The sequence below is a fragment of the Marinagarivorans algicola genome, from assembly GCF_001292705.1.
Lineage (GTDB): Bacteria > Pseudomonadota > Gammaproteobacteria > Pseudomonadales > Cellvibrionaceae > Marinagarivorans > Marinagarivorans algicola.
On the sequence record NZ_LGAK01000018.1, the window covers coordinates 1 to 3887 of the forward strand.

A 3887-nucleotide genomic window follows, 5' to 3' on the forward strand; every position below is an offset into this window, starting at 1 on the left:
TTTTTTCGTGTGGCGGTAGCTTAATATCTAGTGAGTGGGTGCTTAGTGCTGCACATTGTTTTGATCCTGGTTCATCAGTCACTGTGATTGCGGGTGTTTTTGATCAGCGAGAAGAAAGGGCTCGTAATAGGTTTGAAGTAGGAAGCTACTTTAATCACCCGAGTTATCGTGGTGTAAGAACAGGTTTTGATATTGCATTATTAAAGTTAGAAAGGCCAGTGCCCACAAGCCTGGTGAGTCGCTATGCTCGCTTACCTAGCTTGGCGTTAAACAATAGCCAAGCCGGTACAGGTGACACTCTTAAAGTGATTGGTTGGGGTGCCACGCAAGAGGGGGGCAGTGGCCCAAATATTTTAAGGCAGGTATCGGTACCGGTAGTTTCTGAAGCTAGCTGTGAAGCCTCTTACGGTAATGTTATTAATAATAATACCCAAATTTGTGCTGGATTCCCTCGTGGCGGCCGAGATTCTTGCCAAGGTGATAGCGGCGGCCCATTACTTTTTAAACAAAATGGCGCTGATTATGTTGCGGGTATTGTGAGTTGGGGGCAAGGCTGCGCCAGACCTAACCTACCAGGCATTTATACTCGAACATCCGGTTTTTTAAACTGGATTGATAGTATTGCAGGTGGTTCTTCTAGTAATCCACCCGCTCAAGGTGGTGGCGGTGGTACGGTAAATAATTTAGCCGCCTCAGCCAGTACATGGACCCAAACGTATCGTTTGAATATTCCTGCCGGAACATCGACATTTGATGTTGATATCTCGGGTCCTAATGGCGATGCTGATTTGTATGTTTACTATAACCAAGCGCCAACAACGCCAGTCAATGCTGTTGTCAATAGCACTACGCGTTGCGTACCTTGGGTTTCTGGTAGTAATGAGTCATGCTCTTTTAGAAACCCTAGAGCGGGCGAGTGGTTTGTGCGCGTACGTGGATATGAAACGTTTAGCGGATTAACGCTAGAAGCTCGCTATGAGCCTTAATATGTTGGTGAAGTAAATTTTTCACTATATGAACGACTATTGAGCATGGATGCTCTTTTGCCAATAGCGTTAACAGCAGTAAATGCAGCCTAAGGTTAATGTAAATTTTTTATAGCAGTTTTTTACAGCAGTTTTTTTATAGCAGTTGCTAGCGTAAAACCAAAAGTATAATCGTTGTTTGCCGCCGTGAGTCTCAGTATGAATCACGCTGGCTTTGAGATATTCGCGCCTTTATTGTAGTCAGTAACTCCCCCCGCATGCTTCAAAAATATCTTGTTATCTATCTGTGGTGTCAGCAAATGGCGTGTCAATCAACGGATTTTTGAATGCACTTGGCAAAATCCGAGCTCAAAAGCGGCCTTTTTTAAAAAAGTCCATCTAGATTCATCACTAAATAATCAATATCCCCAGCCTACACCTGATTCATACTCAAGGGGCGGAGCCTTATTCGGCTTTCTTTCGAATGGTTGTGTTTGCAAGAAAGTATAAAAGTTTAAAATGTTAATGATTGCTTACTCTGAGGGTTAAGTGATTAGACGATTTTTAAGTGACTGTCCCTGCAATTTCCGCCTGCAATTTCCGAGCGAGTGTGGCACCGCCGCGTATCGATTGCTCTGGCACGTTCAAGCCATCCATGGGCACTCCATACGCGTTCCCGACGCGTAAGGGCCCGAGAAATCAATCCCCGACGGCTTTAAGTGTGTGTGCCAAGTTTGTTAAAACCAAATGGTATTAGCTTTGAGTATTTATGCTTAGGGGTTATTAGAATGAGTGCCTGTCCCTGTAAGTGCTTAGTGAGTCTCAGTATGAATCACGCTGGCTTTGAGATATTCGCGCCTTTATTGTAGTCAGTAACTCCCCCCGCATGCTTCAAAATATCTTGTTATCTATCTGTGGTGTCAGCAAATGGCGTGTCAATCAATGGATTTTTGAATGCACTTGGCAAAATCCGAGCTCAAAAGCGGCCTTTTTTAAAAAAGTCCATCTAGATTCATCACTAAATAAGCAATATCCCCAGCCTATACCTACTTCATACTCAAGGGGCGGAGCCTTATTCGGCTTTCTTTCGAATGGTTGTGTTTGCAAGAAAGTATAAAAGTTTAAAATGTTAATGATTGCTTACTCTGAGGGTTAAGTGATTAGACGATTTTTAAGTGACTGTCCCTGCAATTGCCTGTTTAAGTGACTGTCCCTGCAATTGCCTGTCCCTGCAATTGCCTGCAATTCTGACTCACTGTCCCTGCAATTTCCGAGCGAGTGTGGCACCGCCGCGTATCGATTGCTCTGGCACGTTCAAGCCATCCATGGACACTCCATACGCGTTCCCGACGCATAAGGGCCCGAGAAATCAATCCCCGACGGCTTTAAGCGTGTGTGCCAAGCTTGTAAAAACCTAATGACATTAGCTTTGAGTATTTATACTTGGAGGTTATTAAAACGAGTGCCTGCCGCTATAGGTGCTGTATTTAGCGACCAAGTAAGCGACCAAGTAAGCAACCAAGTAAGCAACCAAGTATTGCGCTTGCTTTGGGTGCTTATAAAAGGGGGGCTGGGTGTTGCTGATAATATGCGGTAAAACGAGTGCCCGACCCTGTATGTGGCACCGCCGCGTATCGATTGCTCTGGCACGTTCAAGCCATCCATGGGCACTCCATACGCGTTCCCGACGCATAAGGGCCCGAGAAATCAATCCTCGACGGCTTTAAGTGTGTGTGCCAGGTTTGTTAAAGCTAAATGGTATTAGCTTTGAGTGATTATGCTTGGAAGTTATTAAAACGAGTGTCTGTCTTTGTAAGTGAGTGCTGTTTTACTGCACTGTTTTCAAACCACCCATGGGCACTCCATACGCGTTCTCGACGCGTATGGGCCTGAGAAATCAACTTCCGCCGTTTTTAAACGTGTCCGCCAGGCTTGCAAAATCCAATGCTATTAGCTTTGAGTATTGATCCATGGAGGTTGTTAAAACGAGTGGTATGTCACTACAATTGGGGTGTTATCGAAATGTAACAGCTGCAGATGCGGTATTGCAGTTTAGGTCAGCTACATCGCAGGTTTCTACAATTATATACCCGCTTTTTGGTATTTCTGTAAGAAAGTCAGATATGTCTGTAACGTTATCGCCGCATGTAATTGTGTTGTCATTTTTGTATTGGCATTCATCCATGCTTAACCCTGCTGCGCAGTCAGGTTCGGTTGGCTCGCATGTTCCTGCACCTATAGAAATATCCAGGTTACTAAGTGTTTCGTTTGTACTTAAGTAAACTTCGCCATTGAATGGGCTTCTGCCGTTAGTTACTTCTGTACTGATTAAAAAAATGCCATCACCGATGCTGGGGTCAATGACTGAAGGCGTGGTACTGCCGTCAGAACCAACAACGGTAACACTTTTTATTTTGTGGTCGGCATCGGTATTACTTGCGCTGCTATTGTCGTCGGTGTTTCCGTTGTTATTGATGCCCCCGCTGCTTTCACTGCTACCGCATGCCGAAAGTAAAATAGTCAGTGAGAGTATTGATAATGCCTTCATGATGTTTCCTTTTTTGCCAATAGATTAAGTATAAAAGCATCCGAAAAATGATCAGGTGCCAGATGTGCATAACGCATCATCATCGTAAGTGATTGGTGTCCTGAAATTTGCTGTAGGCTCTAAATATTGCCGCGATTAATCACAAAGTGGCTCGTAAATTCATGTCTTGATGCGTGTGTAAACTGCATCCTTGGTAAAACAAGTGGCTGTCCTTGCGGGCGCGCTTAAACACCAGTGAGCGCCGCAAGATTTTGAGCTGTTTTTCCAGCGAGAAGGCAGTCGTGACGACTATGCATTGGCGCTCAACCTTTATGCCGCCGCCAACCAGCAAGTGATTAGTAACATGGCGCAGTTGGAGCCTATGCTCACGCAGT

3 protein-coding genes are annotated in these 3887 nt (G+C 44.8%); 1 reads left to right on the forward strand and 2 read right to left on the reverse strand.

Annotation, left to right across the window (positions count from 1 at the left end; genetic code table 11):
• Window positions 1–986: trypsin-like serine protease (locus tag AC438_RS07850; protein ID WP_053980703.1), on the forward strand; the 986-nt coding region annotated here is incomplete at its 5' end.
• A 1993-nt stretch (window positions 987–2979) separates the two neighbouring features.
• On the opposite strand, the gene AC438_RS07860 is transcribed toward AC438_RS07850, so the two are convergent.
• Window positions 2980–3513, reverse strand: coding sequence for a hypothetical protein (locus tag AC438_RS07860; protein ID WP_053980705.1), 534 nt, complete (start codon window positions 3511–3513; stop codon window positions 2980–2982).
• Between the two features lie 139 nt (window positions 3514–3652).
• The coding region (locus AC438_RS17175) for a hypothetical protein (RefSeq protein ID WP_238376348.1) at window positions 3653–3887 on the reverse strand (235 nt) is incomplete at its 5' end.